Raw genomic sequence first — 22,782 nt, 5'->3', positions numbered from 1 at the left:
CGCACAAGTTCCCTGGCTTTGGCTTGGCGGGGAGAACGAAATGACGGCGGTTTTTCGCGCGGCGCCGCACGTTGCGGGAAGCAGGCCGGGCTGAGAGCGAGTGGAGCGGGGGGCGACTCGGACTTGGCGGAGACTCAGCCTTCCTGCCGCTCGCGCTCCAGATAGCGGTAGATGGAGCGGCGTGACACATCGAGGAAGCGGGCCGCTTGTATCACGTCACCGTCGAAGTGCGCCAGGGTTTGGCGGATGGCCGCGCAGGCGGCGCGCTCCTGGATCTGCCGCAGGGAGGCGCTCCCCGCCGCGAAGTCCAGGCTCCAGGCCTCGCCCTCGGCGAAGTTCACGGCCAGCTCGCGTCCCGCGCCTGCGGGCAGGTCCAACTCGCGGCGCTCGGCGGCCAGGCGCTGGCGGGCGCGTTCCACCTCGGGCGGGCCGATCTGCTGCACGGCCTCGTGCCAGGCGTGATCCACCAGGTTGAAGAGTTCGCGCACGTTGCCCGCGAAGTCCAGGCTCTCCAGCACCTGCTCGGCCGCGTCGTCCAACTGCTTCCAGCCCGAGCCGTCCTGCAGGTTGAGTTGTCGGATGCGGTGCCGGGCCAGGTAGCGGATGTCCTCGCGCCGCTCGCGCAGGGGCGGCAGCAGGATCTCCAGCCGGCGCAGGCGATGGGCCAGATCCTGTCGGAAGCCCGAGTCCTCGCCCAGCCCGCGGTTGGTGGCCGCCAGCACGCGCGCCCGGCTCTTCAGGATCTTTTCGCTGCCCAGCCGGCGGTACTCGCCGTTCTCCAGAAAGCGCAGCAGCTTGGCCTGCACGGCCAGCGGCAACTCGCCCACCTCGTCCAGGAACAGGGTGCCCTCGCCGGCCAGCTCGATCAGGCCGGGCTGGTCCTTGGCCGCGCCGGTGAAGGCGCCGGCCACGTGCCCGAAGAGCTGGCTCTCGAACACACTCTCCGGCACCGCCGCGCAGTTGACGGGAATGAAGGGCGCCGCCGCCCGATCGCCGGCGTCGTGCAGGGCCTGGGCCGCCAGTTCCTTGCCAGTCCCGCTTTCCCCCTGGATCAGCACCGGCGAGTTGGAGCGCGCGTAGCGATCGATCCGGTCACGCAAGGCGCTGACCACCGGCGAGATTCCGATGATGCCGAAGCGGGATGGAACGAGGATGCGGTTTCTCTTCTCGGCGTCTTTAAAAACAGATGCACAAATTCGTTTTGCTTCTATGCCAAAAAACACGTTGAATCTTTTTATCCCCTCAGAAATCGATACAGCCAATTCGATAAGCTTACATTCATCATCTTTATCCATCATCGCCATCGCAAGTACAATGTAATCAGCTACCACCTTTGCAGGCCCATTGTACGAATTTACAACAACGAGGTCTCTGATTTCTCTAGCCTTGTTTAAATCATGCTTAATGTATCCATCAAAAACAGAGCGAAGGAGATTTATATTTAAGACTTCGTGACTTATATTCTCGTAAAAATTTTCTATCATCTTTATATCACGCTTATTTTCGCAAACAGCAACGAAGACGGTTTGGAAGTGTTTTCTTTCCCTATTTGTTTCGGATAAGGCATAGGCCGCTCTAACGTTTTCTATATTCAAATCATTTGCTTCACTTAAAAGCATGCTCCAACATTCTGATCTTACCTCAAAGAGTTCACATAGTTTTTTATATTCAGCATTGCATTCGATTGCATATTCGATGTCTTTTTTGAAAATTGCGGCAGTAATTAGGTTTATGCAAGTCTTAATCTGAGTATTTGCATCGCTCATGCCAGGTTCTAATAAAAATCTATAAATTGGCAATGCATAATCCACTTTCCCGACTTTAACAAGTGAATTTGCTTTTAAGAACTCCAATTCACTCTTGTGCTCGGCCTTACAGTTCGAAATTATGTCGTCTACAATTGACAAAAATTCATCGAATTTAAGCGAATTATAGAGCTCAATGCCGTCTTTTCTTTTAAACATCATCTTGTCTCCATAAAGTTCCAATCTCCTATAAAGATTGTTACTTTATAGAATCTGGCCCCGCTAGAAACAAGATTAGGGCAATATGAATGTCCTGGCAAAATAGTATCTGTCAACTGAAAGCCGCTGAAAGGCCAATTTGAAGAATAAACTCCGATTTTGCTTGGTATAATTGGAATTCCGTTAGTTGTCACATGGTATAATGGTGTATTAAGCTCGTAAACATCATCATCATCCACAAGCATTCCACCTGGTTCATTCATAAGTTTATATGGTATTCCAGGATCTACCCCATCTCTGACCCAGGGACCCAAAACCAAGGCGGGCTCGTCTACATAGGCGTCCGCCAGATCGATGGGGGAGGGACTGAGGTTTTCCACCAGGGCATAGCGGGAATCCACCAGATCGACGCTCTCCTCCAGGATGGGCGGCGTGGCCGTGGGCGCGATGCGGATGGCCCATTCGTTGCCCTGGAAGAGGCAATCGCGCAGGATCACCTGGTTGCCGGCGCCGATGCGCAGGCCTGTCCCGTTGGTCAGGAAGAGCGCGCCCTCGATGAGCACCGTGTCCACGCTGTCCAGCTCCAGGCCGGTGGCGGAGGCGCAGAGGTTGACGTCCTGCAGCCACAGGCGGGATTGCGGATGGGTGGAGCGGATGTTGGATTCCGTCGCCGCCAGGGTGGAGCCGCTCAAATGCACCTCGCCGCCCGCCAGTTCGATGGCGCTGGGCACGCCCTGGATCCAGGTCTGCTCCAGGGTGAGCTGCTGTCCCAGGGAAACCACCAGCGGCAGGCCGGCCGGACTGCGCCCGGCGGTGGCTTCCAACCGGCAGTCCACCAGGGTCAGCGAGCCGCCCAGCCACGTGAGCTGGCCGAGATCCACGGCGGGATGCTGTGGCGAACCGGTGATGCGGGCCGAATCGCCGGCCTGCAGGACCAAGGCGTGGGTGTCCAGCCATTCGGCCGGCAGATCGTAACTGGCGGCCCGGGCGGACCCCAGTGCAAGGGACAAGGCCAGAAGAGCCACAAGGTGTCGCATGAGCGTGACCCTGAATTCGAATGACCGGCGTGGGGGGGGGCTTGTGACGCCGGATCGTACTACAGATTGTGGCGGCAAACAAGGGAAAACCCGGCTTGGCGCCGAAATTGTCACGGTTTCAAGACAGGGATGGCACGCCGCCGGGCCTGAAAAAGGGGCCGCGAGGCCCCTGGATCAGACAGTGTCAGCGGCTCAGAACTGCTTGAAGGTCGCCTCGATGATCGCCAGCGCTTCGTCCAGTTGGGCGTCGTTGATCACCAGCGGCGGCGCGAAGCGGATGATGTGCTCGTGGGTGGGCTTGGCCAGCAGGCCCTTGTCCTTCATGGCCACGCAGATGTCCCAGGCCGTCTTGCCGTTCTGGGGCGTCACCACCACGGCGTTGAGCAGGCCCTTGCCGCGCACCGTGCCGATCATCGGGTGGCCCATGGCGGCCACGCGCTGGCGGAAGACCTGGCCCAGCCGCTGGGCGTTCTCCGCCAGCTGCTCCTCCTTCACCACCTCCAGGGCCGCGATGGCCACCTGGCAGGCCAGCGGGTTGCCACCAAAGGTGGAACCATGCTCGCCGGGCTTGATGCAGAGCATGATCTCCTTGTCGGCCAGCACGGCCGAGACCGGCAACAGGCCGCCGGAGAGCGCCTTGCCCAGGATCAGCACGTCCGGGCGCACGTTCTCGTGGTCGCAGCAGAGCAGGCGCCCCGTGCGCGCGATGCCCGTCTGCACCTCGTCGGCGATGAACAGCACCTCGTGGCGTGTGCAGATCTCGCGAACCTGGGTCAGGTAGCCGTCGTCCGGCACGAAGACGCCTGCCTCGCCCTGGATGGGTTCCACCAGGAAAGCGCAGACGGTGGGATCCGCCGCCGCGGCCTCCAGCGCCGCCAGATCGTTGTAGGGGATCTTCACGAAGCCGGGCAGGAAGGGCCCGAAACCGTTGGTGCAGTCCGGATCCGTGCTGGCGCTGATGATGCCCAGGGTCCGGCCGTGGAAGTTGCCCTCGCAGACGATGATCTTCGCCTGGTCCGTCGGGATCCCCTTCTTCACGTAGCCCCACTTGCGGGCCAGCTTGCAGGCGGTCTCGTCGCCCTCCACGCCCGTGTTCATGGGCAGGACCATCTCGTAGCCGAAGGTCTCCGTGACATAGCGCTCGTATTCACCCAGCACGTTGTTGAAGAAGGCCCGGCTGGTCAGGGTCAACACGCGGGCCTGCTCGATCAGCGCCTGGACAATGCGCGGATGGCAGTGCCCCTGGTTCACTGCGCTGTAGGCGGAGAGGAAGTCGAAGTAGCGCCGGCCTTCCGGATCCCAGACGTGCACGCCCTCGCCCCGGGCCAGCACCACGGGCAGCGGGTGGTAGTTGTGCGCCCCGTAGCGCTCTTCAAGTTCCATGGCTTCGCTGGACGAGACGTGTCCGTGGGCGAGCGGGCTCATATGTGGAATCCTCCTGGTTGATGGTGGTCGCGAAACGCGCGCCCCAAGTTCGAAAATGCCCGCCAAGGGGCCAACTCGCGCTTGTCCGCGGACCAGCAAGACCCTGGCCCGGCTTGGAATCAACCTGATCCTCTTCTACTTTGGCCGGTTGCCCACGCATCCATTGTTTCGGAACAGGCCGGGTTCGCCCGGTCGTGGGACGTTCCCACCCGGACCTCAAGCACGAGAGAACACATGTTTGGATTTCTGAAGAGCATCTTCGGAGGCAAGACCGACCGGCGGGCCCACACCCTGGCCACCTATCAGCCGGACGTGGACAAGATCAACCAGATCTATGCCGCGCTGGCCTCCCTGACGGACGAGCAGCTGCAGGCCAAGACCGGCGAACTGCGCCAGCGGCTGCAGGACGGCGCGTCCACCGAGGACATCCTCCACGAGGCCTACGCTGTGGTCAAGGACGCCTGCCGGCGCAACCGCGGCGTGGAATACACCGTCATGGGCAAGACCATGACCTGGGACATGGTGCCCTACGACGTCCAGCTCATCGGCGCCATCGCCCTGCACCGGGGCGGCATCGCGGAGATGGCCACCGGCGAGGGCAAGACCCTGGTGGCCGTCCTGCCCATGTACCTGAACGCGCTCACCGGGCGCGGCGCCCATCTGGTGACCGTCAACGATTACCTGGCCCAGCGTGACAGCGAGTGGATGGGCCTGATCTACCGCTGGCTGGGCATGAGCGTGGGCGTGATCCTCAACGGCCAGGATCCGGTGGTCCGCAAGTCGATGTACCTGTGCGACATCTGCTACGGCACGAACAACGAGATGGGCTTCGACTATCTGCGCGACAACATGGTCCTGCACCTGGAGGACCGCGTGCAGCGCGATTACCACTTCGCCATCGTGGACGAAGTGGACAGCGTGCTCATCGACGAGGCCCGCACGCCGCTGATCATCGCCGGCCCGGTGGACAAGTCCACGCACAAGTTCAACGAGCTGAAAGAGCCCGTCCGGCGGCTGGTGGACGACCAGTTCCAGATGACCCAGGGCCTGATCCGCGAAGCCCGGGACTTGTGGAAGAGCGAGAAGGACAACGACCGCTACGAGGCGGGCATCCGCCTCTTGTTGGCCCAGCGCAGCGCGCCCAAGCTCGCCGAGTTCATGGATATCGCCAAGGAAGAGGGCATCAAGCGCATGATCACGCGGGTGGAGAACGACTACCTGCGCGAGAAACGGCTGCACGAGCTGGACGCCGAGCTCTTCTTCTCCATCGACGAGCGCGGCCACACCATCGACCTGCAGGAGAAGGGCCGCCACAAGCTGGCCATGTACACGTCCTCCGGCGAGGAGATGTTCGTCATCCCCGACCTCTCCACCGAACTGGTGAAGATCGACGAGGACCCCGCCCTGGGCGAGGAGGAGCGCCTGCGGTTGGTGGACGACCTGAACCGCATCTACGGCGACCGCAGCGAGCGCATCCACAACATCAGCCAGTTGCTGCGCGCCTTCACGCTCTACGAGAAGGACGTGGAGTACGTGGTGCAGGACGGCAAGGTCCAGATCGTGGACGAGTTCACGGGCCGCATCCTGCACGGGCGCCGCTTCTCCGACGGCCTGCACCAGGCCCTGGAGGCCAAAGAAGGCGTCAACATCGAGCGTGAGACGCAGACCGTCGCCTCCATCACCCTGCAGAACTTCTTCCGCATGTACGAGCGGCTGGCGGGCATGACCGGCACGGCGGCCACGGAAGCCAACGAGTTCTTCTCCATCTACAAGCTGGAAGTGGTGGAAATTCCCACCAACCAGCCGGTGATCCGCAACGACCGCGACGATCTCATCTACCGCACCAAGCGGGAGAAGTACGTGGCCATCACCGAGCGGATCCGCGAGCTGCACGCCGCCAAACGCCCCGTGCTGGTGGGCACCATCAGCGTGGAGGTCTCGGAGATCCTCTCCGACCAGCTGCGCAAGGCCGGCATCCCGCACAACGTGCTCAACGCCAAGCAGCACCGGATGGAGGCCGAGATCGTCGCCAACGCCGGCCAGCCCGGGGCGGTGACCATCGCCACCAACATGGCCGGGCGCGGAACGGACATCAAGCTCGGCGAGGGCGTGGTGCAAACCGACGCCCAGGGCAACAAGACGGGCGGCCTGTTCATCCTGGGAACGGAGCGCCATGAGAGCCGGCGCATCGATCTGCAGCTGCGCGGCCGCTCCGGCCGCCAGGGCGACCCGGGCGACAGCGTGTTCTTCCTGAGCCTGGAGGACGACCTGATGCGCCTCTTCGGCTCGGAGCGCATCGCCGGCGTGATGGACCGGCTGGGGATTCAGGAGGGCGAGGTGATCAGCCACAGCATGATCACCAACTCCATCGGCAAGGCCCAGCGCCGGGTGGAAGAGCAGAACTTCGCCATCCGCAAGCACCTGATCGAGTACGACGACGTGATGAACGTCCAGCGCAACACGGTCTACGCCCGCCGCACCAGCGTGCTGCTGGGCGAGGACCAGTCCAACACGCTGGAAGAGATGATCGACGACGTGCTGGACACGCTGGTGGAGAAGCACTGCGATCCGCCGCTGCAGCCGGAGGACTGGAGCTGGGTGGCGCTGCGCCAGGATCTGCTGCGCATCCTGCTCATCAACCTGGTCCTGCCCGAGGAAGAGATGAACTCCATGGCCGTGGAGACGTTGCGCGAGAAGCTGCGTCAGCTGGGCCGCGAAACCTACACGCGCAAGCGCGAGCTGCTGGGGCCGGAACTGATGCCCCGGCTGGAGCGCTTCGCGCTGCTCACCGCCTTCGACCGTCGCTGGAAATCGCACCTGGCGGAGATGGACGAGCTGAAGGCCGGCATCGGTTTCCAAGCCTACGCCCAGAAGAATCCCCTCGTGGAGTACAAGAAGCAGGGTCTGGACATGTTCCACGACATGCTAATGGGCACCTACGAGGACGCGCTGCAGATGATCACGCGGGCCAACCTGGAAATCCGCCAGGAGGACACGGAGTTCAAGGGCCGCGGCGACGAGGGCGCGCAGACTCACCATCAGGAGGCCGGGCTGCTGCAGTCCGGCGGCAGCATGGCCCCCAAGACCACGTCCCGGGAGGAATTGGAGGCGGCGCGGGCCAAGAAGGAGCCGATCAAGCGCGAGGGGCCGCGGGTGGGCCGCAACGATCCCTGCCCCTGCGGGAGCGGCAAGAAGTACAAGGCCTGCCACGGCAAGGAAGACTAGGGTTTCGGGCAGGGACACGACGTGTCGTGTCCCTACGAAGCGCCCGGCTTGACAGGGCACGGCCCGGACACTATACTGTGCGCTTTGCAAGCCATCCTAGCTCAGTTGGTAGAGCAGCGCATTCGTAATGCGCAGGTCGGGAGTTCGAGTCTCCCGGATGGCTTGATTCATCAAAAGGGATCGCCTCGCGGCGATCCCTTTTTTGTTGCCAGAATCCGGGGGTTCGTGGCGGCCCCTTCTCAGGCCGTGTCACCCTTGAGGGCTTGGAGTTCCGCCTCCGGGCGCGAATCGAGCGGTCCTCCGGTCCGGCTGATCCCCCGGGTCATTCCCCCACATGTCGGGCCGCCGACAGCACGAAGATCTGGAAGCGCTCATCGCCAGCGTCGCCCGGATTCAGGAGCTGAACATCAACTCGGCGGCAACGAGACCTTCTGCCTGGATGCCGGCCGAATCACATCGAGCGACATGGCTCCGCCCCGGCTGGACGTCCCCTACGGTTGCAGATGTTCGCGATAGTAGGCGGCCAACTCCGGGTAGAGAGTCGATTCCACCCGGATGAAGTCCGCAGCCTGTTCCAGGGGGACGAAGTCCTCCTCGCCGGGCACGCGGCCTTCGTTGTAGGAGTGCCAGGCGCCCCACACCAGGCCGCATCCCATGCCCCACCAGTCACAGGACTCCAGGAAACGAATCAGCTCACCCAGGGTGTAGGGCCCGTTGCTGCATTGGACTTCGAAGGGCTCGGAGTCACCATCGTGCAGACCCACTTCGTCCACGACGTAGATGACATACTTTCCACAGGCCTGACTTTCGATCCACTCCCGCTTCTCTAGAAACTCCTCCCGGACCGACTCATCAATCTCATCGTCTTCCCCTTCGTCGTCCTCCTCCAGCTCATCATCCAGCTCATCGATGGCCGCCGGATCAATCCCCAGGGACTCCGCCAACTCGGCGATGCAATCCGCCTCCCAGGTGGAGGCCGGACAGGCGTACACCGCCGTGACCTCGTTGTGCACCGTGCCGTTGAACCAGATGCGGCAGAGCTCGACGGCGCCGTCCGACAACTCCGGCAGGTCCTCGCCGGAGAGCGCCGCCGGGCCGGCGATGTCGAACAACAGCTTCTTCTCCCGCTGATCCAAGCTGGGCGCCAGGGCCGAGTCCAGCCCCTCCTCCAGCAGCCGGCCGACCCCGACGTCCTCCAACAGGGCCCGCCGCAGGGTGCCCCGCACCTCCTGCGCGGGGTCGGAACGATACCAGCGGGGGCGCTGGTCCAGATCGTAGCGGTCCTCAAGCCTGGCTTCCGGCGGCCGGGTCTGATCCGCCAGTTGCGTCGGATCTGCCGGATTGTGGGGTTGCGGGGTGGCATTCCCGCAGGCCGGGGTGAGGTGGGAGTTGGACATGGCATCCTCCTGAGACTGGTGGAACACACGGCGGCGTCTCCACCCAGGAGGCGCCCGCTTTAGCAGCATTTGTACCCCGCCCTGCAAGCTGAACATCAACTCGGCGGCAACGAAAAATCCCGCTTGGGCGCAGCGCCAGCGGGATCAAAGCGGTCGAACGGCTCGATCACACTTTAGCTGCATTTCTTACGCGCCCGCAAGCGGAGGCAAATCGGCGCGGGGCAAGTGTGGCGTTCCCGGTTGAGAAAGGCAAGCCCGATTTGAACGTCCCGCCCGGGGTCATTCGGCTCCGCGCGGCAGGTCCCAGGCAGGGACGGGCTCAGCACCGGGCCTTGTATCTTGGGACACGCGATGATCCCTGTGACCACGCCCCCGGCAGGGCCAGACCGGCTCCAGCCGGACCTGCGCGGATCCAGCAAGTTCGGAGGGGCGATGCCCGCTTGGCCACCCGAGTCGACAACCTGCGGCCTGGTCCTGGAAGGGGGCGGCCTGCGCGGCGTCTACACCAGCGGCGTGCTGCGCGCCCTGCACGACCTGGGCCTGACCTTTCCTGCGGTGATTGGCACGTCCATGGGCGCCTGCAACGGGGTCAACTGGGTGGCCGGACAGCAGGAACGCAACCGCATCGTCAATACGCGCTTCGTGCGTGACACACGCTGGTTTAGTTGGGCGCGCCTGCTGCGCTCGGGCGAGGCCTTCGGGATGGACTTCATCTACGGGGACGTGCCGCTGCGTCTGGTGCCCTTCGATTTCGCCGCCTTCCGCGCCAACCCCGCCGGCTGGACCACCAGCGCCACGGACGTGGACACGGGCGCGGCCGTCTACGTGGACAAGCCCGGGCTGTCGGATGCGGAGTTGATGACCGTGTTGCGCGCGGCCACCAGCCTACCCTGGATCGGCAATCCGGTGGAGTTTCGCGGCCGGCGGTTGATGGACGGCGGTCTGGTGGACAGCGTCCCGCTGGCCCGCAGCGAGGCCGACGGACTGTCGCGCAATCTCGTAGTGCTCACCCAGTGCGCGGGCTACCGCAAGCAGCCCGCCACCACCGGCTGGGCCCTGCGTCGCCGGCATCCAGGCTGCCCCGGGCTGTGGGGCGCACTGGCCCGTCGTCACGAACAGTACAACGCGTCACTGGAGCTGGTAGAGCAGCGGCGGGCCGCCGGCAGCGCCTTCGTGCTGCGCCCCGGCTCCACGCTGGGCATCGGCCGTGTCACGCGGGATCCCCAGCGTCTGCTGCAGCTCTACGATTTGGGTTATCATGAAACGCTGGCCCGCGCCGCGGAACTGCGCGAGTGGCTGGTGATGTAAGCTGGCTTGGATGAGGGGTCGGATGTTGCGCGCGACCCGCGCGACTCAGTTCCCCAACTGGAAGAGCAGATCCAGCCGCCAGGTGCGGCCGGGCATGCGGTAGCGCTCCATCTCCTCGTAGGCCACGTCGCCCAGATTCTCCACCGAACCCGCCACCTCCACTTCGCCCAGGCAGTAGGCGGCCTTCAGGCCCAGCAGCGTGTAGGCCCCCGGCGCGTCGGAGAGATAGAAGCGCACGCGCTCGGTCTCCGAGACCTGGCGCAGGCTGGTGCTGAGCCGCCACTTGCCCGGTGTCCAGCTGGCGCTCCCGGTGAGGGAATGCCGCGGCTGATAGGGCAGGGGTTCCCGCGTGTCCTGGTTCAGCGCGTCCACGAACGTGTAGCCCAGCGTCGCGCCCAGTTGGTTCCAGCGGCACTCCGACGAGATCTCCCAGCCCTGGATGCGCGCCCGGCTCAGGTTGACGATCTCGAAGACCGACACGTCCCCCGTGTCCCGGTAGTGGATCATGTCGCGGTACTGGTAGTGGAAGTGCGTGACGTCCACGCTCAGCCGGCGGCCGCGCCAGAGCAGGCCGCCCTCCCAGCTGCGGCTCTCCTCGGCCTTGAGATTGGGATTGGCGATGAAGCTGTAATCGTTTCCCGGCACGCTCTTCAGGAAGAGATCGGCGATGGCCGGGTTGCGGAAGGCCGTGCCCGCGCTGCCGCGCAGGGTCCACTCGGCGAGTGGTCCGGCGCCCTTGAAAATCACCCCGACCTTGGGCGACAGCTGCAACTCCGCGCGCCCGTTGTAGACCAGGTGCCGGTCCGCCCGCGCGCCCAGGGTCAGCAGCGGTTCCTCCAGCAGCCCGTCCACAGCCAGCGGCAGGCGGAGCTGATTCTGGGCGAAGGCGGCGTAGGTCGCCGTCTGGTGGGTGCCGTAGAAGACATCCGCCGGGCGGCCGTCCACCCGGTCCGTCTGGGCGTCCAGACCCAGGATCCACTCCTGCCGGCGCCAGCCCAGCCAGTCCCAGCTCAGGCGCGCGCCCAGCTTGTCCGCGTTGCTGCGCGTGTTCCGTAATTCCGCGTCGTGATACTGGGTGCGGCTGAGCCCCAGGTTGGCCCAGGCCAGGGCCTTGAGGCTGGAGCGGCTGCCCGTGCTCTGATAGGAGAGATCCGCGCTGGCCGCTTCCTTGGACTGTCGGTCGTCCAGCCACTCCGGGTGATGGTGACTGATGTGCAGCGGCCGGCGGCGGCTGTCCCAGCTGTGGGGAAAGCCGCGGTTGAGGCTGGACCAGCCCAGCGTGACCTCCCAGCGCCGGGCGGCCAGGGGAGCCCCGAAGCGGAAGCGGTTGCTCAGCGTGTGCAACAGGTAATCGCTGTTCTGGCGGTGGCCGTTGGCCTCGCGCTTGGTGTAGCTCAGGTAGTAGCCCAGCTTGGGCAGCTGGTTGGTGTGTGTGATGGAGAGGTGGTTCTCCGTGGCCGGCGTGTCACGGAAGCGCGCGTCGCCCGTGGGCAGCTCGCCCAGCCCGTAGCCCGCCTGCACCACCGTGCGGTGCTTGGGGAACTCGCGCATGGTCACCAGGTTGATCACGCCGCCCATGGCCGTGGAGCCGTAGAGCGAGCTGTAGGAGCCCTTGGCCACCTCCACGCGCTCCAAGATGGCCAGCGGGGCCATCGACCAGTCCGCGCCGCCCGTGTCGGCGGAGATGGCGGGCTTGCCGTCCACCAGCAGCAGCACGCGGTTGCCCACGCCGCCACCCAGCAGATTGGAGCTGCCGCGAATGCTGAGGGAATTGGTGGTGGCGCCGTCGGAGCGTTTGATGGAGATCCCGGGCACCACCTCCAGCACGCGGGAGAGTTCCTGGGAGGGCGTGCGGTCCAGCACGGCCCGTGACACGACGTCCACCTTGGTGGTGGCGTTGCGCGTGGTCTGCTCCCGGGCGTCCGAGCTGTAGACCAGTTCCTCGCGGTCCAGCCAGGTGGCGCGCAGCCGCACCAGCAGCGAGTCCGGCCCGCCCGCCAGCACGGCCAACTCCTGCTCCTCGTAGCCCACGTGACTGACCAGCAGCCGGCCCTGGCGCCGCTCGCCCAGCTCCAGCCGGAAGCGGCCTTCCAGATCCGCCGCCGTGCCCAACCGGGTTTCGAACACGCGCAGGTTGGCCCCGGCCAGGGCCTGGCCCGTGTCCTGGTCCACCACCCGCCCGACCAGACTCCAGCCCAGCGCGCCGTGGGCGGCCAGGAGCAGCAGGATCGCCTGTGTCACAGTTTTCGCGGACACACCTAGTCCCGGACGTTGCGGCAGGTGAGCACCAGGCCGCCCAGGCCGCTCTCGCCCTCCTGGAGCACCAGCGGCGTCAAGCCGGGCGGGGTGGCATCCCAATCCCAGCCGTAGCCGCCGTAGAAGGCCGCCCAGGGATCGGCGCCGTAGGGGAACCCATAGACGGCCAGGTGGCCCGTGACGGGGGATCCCACCTGGATCTCGAAGTCCGGACTGGCGGCGCTCACTTCCTGCATCGATGCGCCGGGATTGGAGGGCGCCGCGGGGTCGGAGGAACTCATGAACACGACGTAGACGTGCGCGTAGGCCGTCGGCCAGGAATCCGCGAACTCCACCGTGCCCGCCACCAGGCCGGGATCCAGCTCCACGGCGGGCGCGATGCGGTCCAGCCAGCCCTCGAAACTCAGTTCCAGTTCCTGTCCGGCCTGCAGCGTGACGGCCGCGGGCAGCGAGTCCCCATCGGCCAGGTTGGCGCCGTAGAGACCCAGCACGGGTTCGTCCACGCCCAGCTGCCCGCCGTTGCGCCAGCCCACCACCAGGCTGGGATAGCTGCCCGGATTGACATCGGGAATTTCGAAGGCCACCTGATGGACCTGCAGCGTGCTGTCGGGGCTGAAGAGCCCCTCCGTGTGGAAGTCCGGCGGGCCCTGGGGCGCGATGTTGATGGCCATCTCGGTGTGCCAGGTGGAGAACAGCGAAACCTGGATCTCGCCCTCCGCGGGCCAGTCCCCGTGCAGGGTCACGGTGCCCCGCAGCGTGGCCAGGCTGGAGCCGCCGCCGTCGCTGGAATCCGAGCAGCCGCCGGCCAGCAACAGGCCCAGTCCGGTCAATCCCAACAGCCAGATGCGCATCGGATTCCCTTCCACTTGTGGGGGATCAAGGTTGGACGCGACCCCGCGGCGAGTGTCAAATAACTGTCAGGTGGAGGTGGGAGTAACAAGGGCCCGCGACCGGATGGCCACGGGCCCATGTAATGGCTGTCGATTGGATCAGGCTTCCAGCCGGATCTCCGTGGCCGCGCCGGCCTTGTCGTCGGTGGGTTCGCGCACGATGTAGAAGCTCACCGCCTGGCCCAGCAGCTCGTCCGTGTACTCCACCCCCTGGGAGAGATCGGAGAAGTGGAAGAAGTAGTCGTAGCCTGCGTCGGACGTGATGAAGCCGAAGCCCTTGTCGAGTTTCAGCGTCTTCACGTGGCCGTAGGTCAGCTCGCCCGCCTCCACGGCCTTGTCGCGTTCGTCGTCGTAGCTGGCGGCCTGGCTCTCGCGCTGCTCCTCGAAGCGCGAGCGGCAATCGTCGCAGAAGAAGCGCTGGCCCGGACGCGGATAGTAGCTGGTCCAGGTCATGCGATCGCCCGTGTGGTCCGGACCCTGGCACTCCAGCATGTGCGGCTGGCGGACCAGCTGGATGGAGGACACCATTTCGTCCATCCAGATGGTGTCGAAGTCCGCCACCTGGGTGCGGTCCTCCGGGGTGGAGAACTCGGGCGTGCAGGCGTTTTGGATGCTGACGATGGCCGTGCGGCGCCCCAGTCGGCGGATGGCCCGGATGGCCGGCTTGTAGTCGCGGTCCCCGATGAGGAAGATGAAGATGTCGCAGGCGTCCGTGTAACAATGGTGCACGGCGGAGACCGCCAGGCTGATGGCGCCCTGGGATTCCCGCGGATGGAAGGGATCGCCGGGGTCCCGGTCGCTGCGGCGGATGCGCCGGCCCTTGAAGTTCACCGGGTAGGTTTCCACGTGGAAGTAGAACTCCTCGCGCAGGCGCAGGTAGAAATCACGCTGCCGCAGCGAGAGGGACTCGTCCTGGGGGTCGACTTTCACAGGGTAGGCACCGAAGCAGTAGCCGCGAATGAACTCGAACTGCGTGCCCGGGCACTGCTCCTTCAACTCGGACAGGATCACGTGGGGCAGTTTGAGGAAGTCGATCTGATAGTTGCGGTCTTCGGTGTAGTTGAGCAGTCGCGACATGTTCTGGTACAACCACGTTCCATCCACGAACAACATGACCCGGGCCATGGGATTCTCCTTACCTGATCCATGATGATGAAGGGCCCCGCGGGGCTCGCTGATGACAATGTATTGGGCGCCTGCCCAGGCGGCGGCGCCTGTATCTTGACGGCGAAGGAAGGTACTAAGTTGGGCCCGCGAGCCACAAGAGGAGGAAGGATGAACGAACCCGTCGAGACCCTGCTGTTCGGGCTGGACAAGCTGGACATGCTGCTGCGGATGTATACGCGCGACTTCGGTGCCGAGCACTGGTCCGCCCGCCCGGGGGACAGTCTGCACAGCGCCCACTGGATCCTGGCCCACCTGGCCCTCAGCCTCAACCAGGAAGCCGGCGCGGAGCGCGTGTTCAGCGAGGAGCTGGACAAGGCCTTCGACTTCGGGGCCCCCGGCACGGAGGATCCCGCCACCTGGCCCGGCGTCGAGGAACTCCAGGCGAGTTTTGCCGCGGGCCGCGCCGCGCTGGCGGAGCGCTGGCGCGCCCGGACGCAGGAGGAGTGGTTGGCACCTGTGCCGGAAAACCGGCTGGGGATGAAGAACAAGGCCCAGGGCGCCATGTTCGTCCTGGAGCACGCCGTGTATCACGTGGGTCAGCTCGGCGCCATCCGCCGCATGCTGGGACTCAAGGGCGTGGTCTGACCCCCACTCAGCGGGCCGCCGTCGCCCCCGGGGGATTCTGGCACACCTTCCGCGTCCACTGCAACGGCAGCGTGGCCGTCGCCGCGGGCAGTCGGACCTGCACCCACTGTAGGTCGTTGGGCGTGCGCACGGGCAGCGTCTGCTGGGCAGCCAGGTCCTGCCAGCCGTCCCACTCCACCAGGGTCACGTCGTCGAACCAGGCCGTGGCGCCGGCGGCCGGCGCCTGCAGGGCCAGCCGGAACTGGTAGAAGTTCGTCTCTTGGGGCGGGCTCAGGTCCAGCCAAGTCCGCGTCCAGTCCTGGGTCCCGGCCACGCTGGCCGTGTTGACCGACGAGAGCAGATCCGAGGTGCGGGTGGCGTAGTAGCGTGCCTGCAGGTTGGTGCTGGTGGCGTTCTGGCTGCGCGTCCAGCCGCACAGGCTCCACTCCGACTCCAGGTCCAGCGGCGCGCGCACCGTGTAATACGTGTAGACCGTGGTGCCCGCGTCCGCCAACCGCAACGAGCGCTCGCCCCGCCGGACCACGTCCGCGACATAGCCCTCCTGCGCGGAATTGATGTCCCAGATCCCCGCGCCCTCGTCCTCCATGTTGCCCCACCAGCACTGGTTGCGCCCCAGCCGGACCTGCAGGCCTGTGGCGGCGGCCGTGGTCAGCAAGCCGGCCAGTTCGCCCTCGCCGTCCAGCAGCACGGGCGGACTGGTGTACCAGCCGCCGCGCAGCTCCAGCGGAAGGCTGCCCTGGTAGCTCTGCTCCGCGAAGACCAGGCTGGTGGTGTCCAGGGCGATCCAGGCCTGCCCGGCGCCGGGTTGCCGCAGCACCCAGGTGTCAAAGGGACGCGAAATGCGCGCGAAGTGGTCCAGCAGCAGGCCCGCCGTCTCCCCGCGGCAGATCCGCGGCTTGTAGCCCTCGATGAACACGGGCTTCAACCAGGCTTCCTGCAGGGCCAGGCCGTCGTCCTCCACTTCCAGCAGTACGCTGGGCATGGTCTCCTGATAGCTCAGGTCCATCACCAGGTTGCCCAGGCTGTGGGCGATCAACCCGCCGTGATACGCCTCGAAGCCCTGCACGATGTGCGGATGGTGCGTGATGACCAGCCGCGCCCCCAGGTCGACGGCCTCGTGGCGCAGGGCGCGCTCCGTCTGGTCGGGCAGCAACTCGCGGGCGTAGAGACCGCGCAGCTCCGGATTCACCGGCAGGCCTTCCTCCGCCTGCAGGGCCGGCCCGTCCATGGCCGGCAGCCGGCTGCGGTCCTCGCCCGTGGCCTCCGGCCAAAATGCCAGGCTGCCGCTGGGCTCGGTGGAGTACTCGTTGCCCGAGTGGACCTGCAGCACCAGCAGGTCCACCTGGTCCCGCAGGGCGGGAATCAGGGTCTGCATGTCGCCGCGGCTCCACATGGCGAAGCCCGGCCGCGAGAGGCCGGCCTCCAGGAAGGGCTGGGCGTTGTTGTAATTGCCCGTCCGGTCGCAGAAACCCGCCACGCCCACGGCCAGACCGTTGGCGGACAGGGCCACCGGCCGGCGCGCCCGCGTGCTGTTCATCCCCGCTCCCGTGCCGGGGAGGTCCAGGGCCGCCAGTCCGTCCATGGTCTCCTGCAGGCCCGCCTCCATCCAGTCGAAGACGTGGTTGTTGGCCAGGCTCACGGCGTCCACGCCGGCGTTCTTGACGCCCACCAGATTCTCCGGCCGGCTCTTGAACGTGATGCTCTTGGTGGGGTGCTCGGTCTCCGCCGTGGTGTAGGGGCACTCCAGGTTCACGACGGCCAGGTCGGCGCCCTGCAGATCCGCGCGCAGGCTGTCGAAGATCGCGTCCACGCCCTGGGTCTCGATGATCCCGCCGGCATTCTCATAGACCCGGGCGGTCATCACGTCGCCGCCGAAGGTCAGCCGGACGCGGCGCTCCGCGGCCGGCCCGGGCACCACCAGCGAGCCCAGGTCCCAGCGGCCGGCCGAATCCTCGCTCAGCAGGGTCACCCGGTGGGAGCGCGTCGCAGCCAGCCGCACTTCCAGCGAATTCCCCGTCACCCGGCGCCCGTCGCCCAGATTCCAGCTCTCGCTCAGTTCCGCGCTGTGGGCGGCGTTCCAGAGCCGCACCAGCAGCGAATCCCCCACCTGGCCCAGGGACTCCCAGCGCGCGTCGGCCAGCGGCTCGGCGGCGGCGGGATCCACCCGGCGCAGGTCGTCGAACCAGACCTCGCCGGCGTCGTCGTCGCTCTCGTTGGCCCAGACCACGTGACACAAGCGCGGCAGATAGCCGTACTTGCCCACCCAGTCCTGGCCCACGGGCAGCAGGGCCTCCACCCACTGGTTCTCCGGGAACCAGCCCTGATAGCAGCTCACCTCCTCCTGCCCCGACTGGCCGGGCGTGTCGTCGTAACCGCCGCGGGATCCCCACAGCACGTACCACAGCACGTTGGCGCTGTCCGCCACGCCCACCATCTGCCGGTCGGCGACGCCCACCACCCGGGCGGAGACCCGCCAGACCTCGTCGAGGCTCAGGGCGGCCCCGGCCAGGGCCTGGGCCTTCACCGTGTTGCCGAAGAGGTGCAGACTGGCGGAGCCGTCCACCGACTGGCTGGGATCCTGCTCCCAGCCCGCGGGCGCCAGATCCTCCTGGGCCCAGGACTGCAGGCCGGGCATCCACTCGAAACTCTCGATGGCCGTGGCCACGGGCAGCTCGCCGGCGGCGGGCACCACGCGGAAGAAGCGCTGGCGCTCCCCCGGCAGCAGGTTCCAGGTCCAGGCCGGCAGCTGCACCGTGGCCAGCACCAGCGAATCCGCGAAGCCGGGATCCTCGGAACTGGAGACGGTCCAGGCGGCCTGGGGCCAGACGGGCCGCCAGTTCAGCTGGATCTGGTTCTGGGTGTAGGTGGCGTCCAGTTCGATGGGCGCGACACAGGCGGCCCGGAGGGCCGGAGCCAGCGTGCCCAGCAGGCACAGGGCCACAAGCAGGGATGAGTGGAACATGGGTTCAGCTGTTGTCACCCTGGGGCGCGGCGGGCCGCCAGAGCGGCAAGTCTCCAAATTGACCGCGCAGGACCTCGTCGCACGCGGCCTGGATGGAGTCCGCGTCGCCCAGGCTCATCACGCGGTCGGTGAAGGTCCGGCAGTCCTCCATGCGCAGGGCGCGGACCAGCAGCTTGATCTCCGGCAACAGAACCGGACTCACCGACAATTCGTCCAGCCCCAGGCCCAGCAGCAGCATCAGGGCGGCGGGATCCCCCGCCAGCTCCCCGCACAGACCCACCCAGATTCCCGCCCGGCGGGCCGCCTCCACCGTCAGACGAATGCTGCGAAGCACGGCGGGATGCAGGCTGCGGTAGAGATGGGCGACGGTGTGGTTGTTCCGGTCAACCGCCAGAGTATACTGGGTGAGGTCGTTCGTTCCAATGGAAAAGAAGTCCACCAGCCGGGCCAGTTCGTCGGCCACCAGCACGGCCGAGGGCACCTCGACCATGATGCCCGTTTTGAGCTCGCGGTTCCAGGGGATCTTCTCCGCGTCCAGCTCGGCCTTCACCGTTTCCAGGAAGTCCAGCGCCCGCCGCAGCTCCACCACGCCGCTGACCATGGGGAACATCAGCTGCACGTTGCCCTCCACCGAGGCGCGCAGGATGGCCCGCAGCTGGGTGCGGAACATGGCCGGTCGGTCCAGGCTGACGCGGATGGCCCGCCAGCCCAGGAAGGGATTGGCCTCGTGGGGGAACTGCATGCCGCCCGGCTGCTTGTCCCCGCCCAGGTCGAAGGTGCGGATGATCACCCGGCGCGGATGCACGGCGCGGGCCGCCTTGCGGTATTCGCGGAACTGGGTCTCCTCGCCGGGCATGGTCTCCGCGGCCAGGAAGAGGTACTCGCTGCGGAAGAGCCCGATGCCGTCGGCGCCCACCTTGGGCAGGTGCTCCAGCTCGGTGGGCAGTTCAATGTTCGCCGAGAGCTCCACCCGATGGCCGTCCAGCGTGGTGGCCGACTCGAGCGTGAGCTGGTCCAGCTCGAGCTGGAAGCCGGCGAACACGCGCCGCAGCTGCGAGTACTCGAGCATGGTGGAAGGATCGGGCTCCACCAGGATCAGCCCGGAGTTGCCGTCCAGGATGCAGACCTCGCCCTGCTTGATCTGCTCCAGGACGTTCTCCACGCCCACGATGGCGGGCACGCCCACGCTGCGGCAGAGAATGGCCGTGTGGCTGGTCTGGCTGCCCTTTTCGGTGACCAGCCCGATGACCCGGGTGGTGTCCAGGCAGGCGGCCTCGGAGGGGCTCAAGTCGTCGGCCACCAGGATGTGCGGACCGCTGGGCTGGCTGCGCGCCTTGTGGCTGCGGCCGCTCTGGATCTGGTCGATGAGGCGCCGTCCCACGTCCTCCAGGTCGTCCAGGCGCTGCCGGAAGAACTCGTCTTTGACGTCGCTGAAGGCGCGCTGGATCTCGCTCATGGCGGTCAGCAGGGCGAAGTCGGCGTTGAGCTTCTCCTTGCTGATCAGCTCCCGGGCCCGTCCGGTCAGCATGGGATCCTCGAGGATCAGCAGGTGGGCCTCGAAAATGTTGGCCGAGTCCGCGCCCAGGCGACGCCGCACCTGGGTGGAGACCCGGAGGATCCCGCGCCGCGACTTCTCCACCGCCCGCTCGAAGTGCCGCAGCTCGGCGTCCACCTGATCCACGGCCAGCGCCCGCGGCCGCACCATGAGTCGCCGGCGGGCGTGCACGCGGGCTTCGCCGATTACGATGCCGGGGCTGACACCGATGCCCTGGATCCGTTGTTCACGCATGGCCGTCCCCGTTCCTCAAGGATCCGCCCGGCGCGGGCCGGCGCGAACCGTCCATCCGGCTATTGCTCGTAGAAGAGGGCGTCGAACAGGGCCTGGATCTCGCGCAGCAACTCCTCGGCGCCCTCGCCGTCCGCAGTGAGGGTCACGGTGGAGCCCTGCTCGGCGGCCAGCATCAGCACGCCCATGATGGATTTGCCGTTGACGCGGTTGCCGTCCTTCTCGATGAAGAACTCGGCCTTGTGTCGCGAGGCGATCTTGACGATGTGCTGGGCTGGCCGGGCGTGGATTCCCAGCTCGTTGCGCACTTGCAGGGCGATGGTCACAAGATCCTTCCGATCTGTCTCACAGTGATTGGAACAGGAACACGGCGGCCAGCAGCACGGGCAGGGCCCAACTGCGGGCCGGCAGCTGCCAGCTCAGCACGGCGGTGGCCAGCAGGGCCAGGACGCCCAGGGGCTTGCCGCCCGCCCCCATGGCCGCCAGCAGGGGCAGGGTCAGGCCCGAGATCAGCCCCAGCGCCACGCCCGTCGCCGCCAGCAGCGGCAGGTGCGCCAGCTCGCGCAGCGCGCCGGCCAGCCCCAACCCCAGGCGCCGGCCGTCTCGCAGGGCCTTGCGCCGCCAATGGACGTGGATCACGTTGTAGCCGACGGTGGCGGCCGCGGCCACTCCCATGGCCGTCAGCCAGTGCCGGTCGTCCGCGACCGGCGGGGAAATCACCAGGACCAGGAAACCCAACATGCCCAGGACGCCGCTCAGGGGCTTCAACCCGGCCCAGAACAGCCGGTCTCCTGTGACGCCCAGCGGCGTCAACCCCGCCCGCTTGAGGCGCGAGAGGGCGGGACCCTGTCCCTCCGTCTCCAGGGTCGAGGCGGCTCCCAGCAGGTAGCCGCAAAGGTAAGGATGGGCGTTGTAGAACTCGGTGGCCCGCTGCAGGGCCGCGCGGCGCTCGTCCTCCGGCAGCCGGCGCACGATGGGCAACAAGGCCCACAGGTAGCCCAGGTGCTGCATGCCCTGATAGTTCCAGGCGCCCTGGATCAGCAGGGAGCGCCAGAACAAGGAAGCCGGCAGGCGCGCGCTCACGCGAACCTCCCCAGCCACCAAAGCGTGGCGACCACCAGACCCAGCAGCGCGCCGCTCCAGAGCGCGCGGTTGCCCCGCCGCCCCGCCGTGTGACGCCAGAGCCCGCCCACGGCCACGGCCAGCAGCAGCCAGGAGAGATTCAGTTCCAGCAGGCGCCCGCTCTCCGGCAGCGTCCGCCCCCAGTTGCCCAGCCAGGATCCGCCGACCTGGACCAGCCCCAGCGCCAGCCCGGAGACCAGCGCGGCCAGACCCGCGGTCTGCAGCAGCACGCGCCCCATCAACCGGCCGCAGAGCCCGTCGTCGCCGGCCTGCGCCGCGGCCTCGAAGCGGCCCCGCCACCAGCGACCGTTGATCCGCCGCTGGGCCTCGGTGAGCCAGGGGCTGGCCCAACAGAGCGGCACGGCGACGGCCAGGGCCGTGGCCACGCCCGCCTCGGTGGGCAGCTTGTCCAGCAGCGAGGGATTGCCCAGATCCAGCCCCAGCAGGGCCCAGAGACCGGCCAGCGCGGGATCCGGCGGCAAAGCGCTGCCCATGGGCAGGCTGCGCAGCGTGAGGGTCTCCAGCACCAGCCCGAGCCACAGCCCGACCCAGGGATGTCCCAGCGCCCAGCCCAGCAGGGGCAGCAGCAGCACGGGACGACCCAGCTGGAACTGGCCCACGGGCCAGGAATCCAGATAGACCAGGGTGCAGATCAGGATGGCCAGGGCAACGGGCACGCGGCCTCCGGCTTAGAAGGTTCGGCGCAGGATCCAGTCCGAAAAGGCCCCGAGCTCCGTCGTCCGCTCCGCGGGCAGCACGGCGGCCAGCGCCGCGCGTCCGCGCTGGGCCAGCTCCTCCACGTCCCGGCGGCCGGCTTCGGGGACGCCGCCCCGCTCCAGCAGGCCGCGGATCTCCGCCACGCTCTCGGGCCGGCCGTCCTGCAGCAGGATCCGCAGGCGCGCGGCCGCGTCCCCTTCCAGCAGCGCGCGGCCCTTGAGGGTCGCGTAGGTGGCCTTGTGCATGGCCAGGTCCGAACCCACGGCCTTGCCCAGCTCCTGGGTGGAGCTGAAGTAGTCCAGCAGGTCGTCCTGGATCTGGAAGGCCTTGCCCAGGCAGGCGCCGAACTCCTCCAGCGCGTCCACCTGCGCTGGACTGCCGTTCGCCGCCAGGGCGCCCAAGCGGGCCGACATGCTGATCAGCCGGCCGGTCTTGCGGGCGATCATCTCCTCGTATTCCTGCAGGCCGATGTCGCCGCGGCCCTCGAATTCCTTGTCCAGGGCCTGGCCCTCGCAGACCTCCACCACCGCGTCGGTGAAGGTGCGGATCATCTCGCCCATCCGCGGTCCGTCCTGGACGCTCAGGCAGCGGTAGGCCAGCCCGATCAGGGCGTCGCCGGCCAGGATGGCCGTGCCCTCGTCCCAGCGGGCGTGGATGGTGGGGTGGCCGCGCCGCATGTCGTCGCGGTCCATGATGTCGTCGTGCACCAGAGTGAAGGTGTGCAGCAGCTCCACGGCCACGGCCAGCTCCAGCACGTCCTCGTCCGCGGCTCCCAGGCTGCGGGCGGAGAGGACGAGCAGCAGGGGCCGGACGCGCTTGCCGCCGATGCGCATGACGTAGCGGATGGGATCGTAGAGGGAGGCCGGATAGGGGCAGGAATCCACCACCGCCTCGATGTGGCGGTCGATGCGGTCACGCAGTTCGAGGAAGGGGATCGCCAC

Annotated in this window: 16 protein-coding genes, 1 tRNA gene and 1 pseudogene; 4 read left to right on the top strand and 14 right to left on the bottom strand. The window is 66.7% G+C overall.

Going from position 1 to position 22,782, the window contains the following annotated elements; translation table 11 throughout:
* Positions 1-134 precede the first annotated feature (134 nt).
* The 3 genes from WC326_05840 to rocD all read right to left on the bottom strand — a co-directional run bounded on the left by WC326_05840 (position 135) and on the right by rocD (position 4,426).
* Positions 135-1,295, bottom strand: coding sequence for a sigma 54-interacting transcriptional regulator (locus tag WC326_05840; protein MFA7330580.1), 1,161 nt, complete (start codon positions 1,293-1,295; stop codon positions 135-137).
* Between the two features lie 668 nt (positions 1,296-1,963).
* Positions 1,964-3,001 carry a hypothetical protein gene (locus WC326_05835; protein MFA7330579.1) on the bottom strand — a complete coding sequence of 346 codons (1,038 nt, stop codon included), beginning with the start codon at positions 2,999-3,001 and terminating at the stop codon, positions 1,964-1,966.
* A 192-nt stretch (positions 3,002-3,193) separates the two neighbouring features.
* Positions 3,194-4,426, bottom strand: coding sequence for an ornithine--oxo-acid transaminase (rocD, locus tag WC326_05830; GenBank protein MFA7330578.1), 1,233 nt, complete (start codon positions 4,424-4,426; stop codon positions 3,194-3,196).
* Between the two features lie 234 nt (positions 4,427-4,660).
* Between rocD and secA the strand changes: the two genes are divergently transcribed.
* Positions 4,661-7,651 carry a preprotein translocase subunit SecA gene (secA, locus tag WC326_05825; GenBank protein ID MFA7330577.1) on the top strand — a complete coding sequence of 997 codons (2,991 nt, stop codon included), beginning with the start codon at positions 4,661-4,663 and terminating at the stop codon, positions 7,649-7,651.
* A gap of 90 nt (positions 7,652-7,741) precedes the next feature.
* Positions 7,742-7,814: transfer RNA gene (locus tag WC326_05820), tRNA-Thr, on the top strand.
* 328 nt (positions 7,815-8,142) lie between these two features.
* Here WC326_05820 and WC326_05815 read toward each other — a convergent pair.
* Positions 8,143-9,048, bottom strand: coding sequence for a hypothetical protein (locus WC326_05815; protein MFA7330576.1), 906 nt, complete (start codon positions 9,046-9,048; stop codon positions 8,143-8,145).
* 432 nt (positions 9,049-9,480) lie between these two features.
* On the opposite strand from WC326_05815, the gene WC326_05810 reads away from it, so the two are divergent.
* Positions 9,481-10,356: a patatin family protein gene (locus WC326_05810; GenBank protein ID MFA7330575.1), complete on the top strand. Its 876-nt coding sequence runs from the start codon at positions 9,481-9,483 to the stop codon at positions 10,354-10,356.
* A gap of 45 nt (positions 10,357-10,401) precedes the next feature.
* Here WC326_05810 and WC326_05805 read toward each other — a convergent pair whose 3' ends face one another.
* The 4 genes and pseudogenes from WC326_05805 to WC326_05790 form a co-directional block, all read right to left on the bottom strand.
* A complete protein-coding gene (locus WC326_05805) occupies positions 10,402-12,612 on the bottom strand; it encodes a TonB-dependent receptor (protein ID MFA7330574.1) in 2,211 nt (736 codons plus the stop codon).
* Between the two features lie 2 nt (positions 12,613-12,614).
* On the bottom strand, positions 12,615-13,463 hold the full coding sequence (locus WC326_05800; protein ID MFA7330573.1) for a hypothetical protein: 849 nt from the start codon (positions 13,461-13,463) through the stop codon (positions 12,615-12,617).
* Between the two features lie 138 nt (positions 13,464-13,601).
* Positions 13,602-13,817, bottom strand: a complete 216-nt coding sequence (locus WC326_05795; protein ID MFA7330572.1) for a cold shock domain-containing protein — start codon at positions 13,815-13,817, stop codon at positions 13,602-13,604.
* A 276-nt stretch (positions 13,818-14,093) separates the two neighbouring features.
* Positions 14,094-14,579 (bottom strand): annotated as a pseudogene (locus WC326_05790) (NYN domain-containing protein).
* Between the two features lie 198 nt (positions 14,580-14,777).
* On the opposite strand from WC326_05790, the gene WC326_05785 reads away from it, so the two are divergent.
* Positions 14,778-15,254 carry a DinB family protein gene (locus WC326_05785; GenBank protein MFA7330571.1) on the top strand — a complete coding sequence of 159 codons (477 nt, stop codon included), beginning with the start codon at positions 14,778-14,780 and terminating at the stop codon, positions 15,252-15,254.
* A 7-nt stretch (positions 15,255-15,261) separates the two neighbouring features.
* Here the strand turns inward: WC326_05785 and WC326_05780 are convergent, their stop codons facing one another.
* Genes WC326_05780 through WC326_05755 form a run of 6 tightly spaced genes read right to left on the bottom strand, consistent with a single transcriptional unit; the run spans position 15,262 to position 22,782 of the window.
* A complete protein-coding gene (locus tag WC326_05780; protein ID MFA7330570.1) occupies positions 15,262-18,216 on the bottom strand; it encodes a CapA family protein in 2,955 nt (984 codons plus the stop codon).
* Positions 18,217-18,220: 4 nt separating this feature from the next.
* On the bottom strand, positions 18,221-20,005 hold the full coding sequence (gene ptsP, locus WC326_05775; GenBank protein MFA7330569.1) for a phosphoenolpyruvate--protein phosphotransferase: 1,785 nt from the start codon (positions 20,003-20,005) through the stop codon (positions 18,221-18,223).
* A gap of 59 nt (positions 20,006-20,064) precedes the next feature.
* On the bottom strand, positions 20,065-20,328 hold the full coding sequence (locus tag WC326_05770; GenBank protein MFA7330568.1) for an HPr family phosphocarrier protein: 264 nt from the start codon (positions 20,326-20,328) through the stop codon (positions 20,065-20,067).
* Between the two features lie 19 nt (positions 20,329-20,347).
* Positions 20,348-21,085, bottom strand: coding sequence for a PTS system mannose/fructose/sorbose family transporter subunit IID (locus tag WC326_05765; GenBank protein MFA7330567.1), 738 nt, complete (start codon positions 21,083-21,085; stop codon positions 20,348-20,350).
* Positions 21,082-21,801: a PTS sugar transporter subunit IIC gene (locus WC326_05760; protein ID MFA7330566.1), complete on the bottom strand. Its 720-nt coding sequence runs from the start codon at positions 21,799-21,801 to the stop codon at positions 21,082-21,084. Before WC326_05760 ends, WC326_05765 begins: the two co-directional genes overlap by 4 nt.
* A gap of 12 nt (positions 21,802-21,813) precedes the next feature.
* Entirely contained in the window at positions 21,814-22,782 is a 969-nt protein-coding gene (locus tag WC326_05755) for a polyprenyl synthetase family protein (protein MFA7330565.1), read from the bottom strand.

This window comes from Candidatus Delongbacteria bacterium, assembly GCA_041675285.1.
Classification (GTDB): Bacteria; CAIWAD01; CAIWAD01; order CAIWAD01; family CAIWAD01; genus CAIWAD01.
This window is presented reverse-complemented; position numbering and strand designations above follow the sequence as displayed.

Bases quoted from the DNA above. Each gene is read 5' to 3' on its own strand.
- WC326_05835 (MFA7330579.1), bottom strand. From the start codon at position 3,001: ATGCGACACCTTGTGGCTCTTCTGGCCTTGTCCCTTGCACTGGGGTCC.
- WC326_05785 (MFA7330571.1), top strand. From the start codon at position 14,778: ATGAACGAACCCGTCGAGACCCTGCTGTTCGGGCTGGACAAGCTGGAC.
- ptsP (MFA7330569.1), bottom strand. From the start codon at position 20,005: ATGCGTGAACAACGGATCCAGGGCATCGGTGTCAGCCCCGGCATCGTA.
- WC326_05815 (MFA7330576.1), bottom strand. From the start codon at position 9,048: ATGTCCAACTCCCACCTCACCCCGGCCTGCGGGAATGCCACCCCGCAA.
- WC326_05800 (MFA7330573.1), bottom strand. From the start codon at position 13,463: ATGCGCATCTGGCTGTTGGGATTGACCGGACTGGGCCTGTTGCTGGCC.
- WC326_05810 (MFA7330575.1), top strand. From the start codon at position 9,481: ATGCCCGCTTGGCCACCCGAGTCGACAACCTGCGGCCTGGTCCTGGAA.
- secA (MFA7330577.1), top strand. From the start codon at position 4,661: ATGTTTGGATTTCTGAAGAGCATCTTCGGAGGCAAGACCGACCGGCGG.
- WC326_05840 (MFA7330580.1), bottom strand. From the start codon at position 1,295: ATGGATAAAGATGATGAATGTAAGCTTATCGAATTGGCTGTATCGATT.
- rocD (MFA7330578.1), bottom strand. From the start codon at position 4,426: ATGAGCCCGCTCGCCCACGGACACGTCTCGTCCAGCGAAGCCATGGAA.
- WC326_05780 (MFA7330570.1), bottom strand. From the start codon at position 18,216: ATGTTCCACTCATCCCTGCTTGTGGCCCTGTGCCTGCTGGGCACGCTG.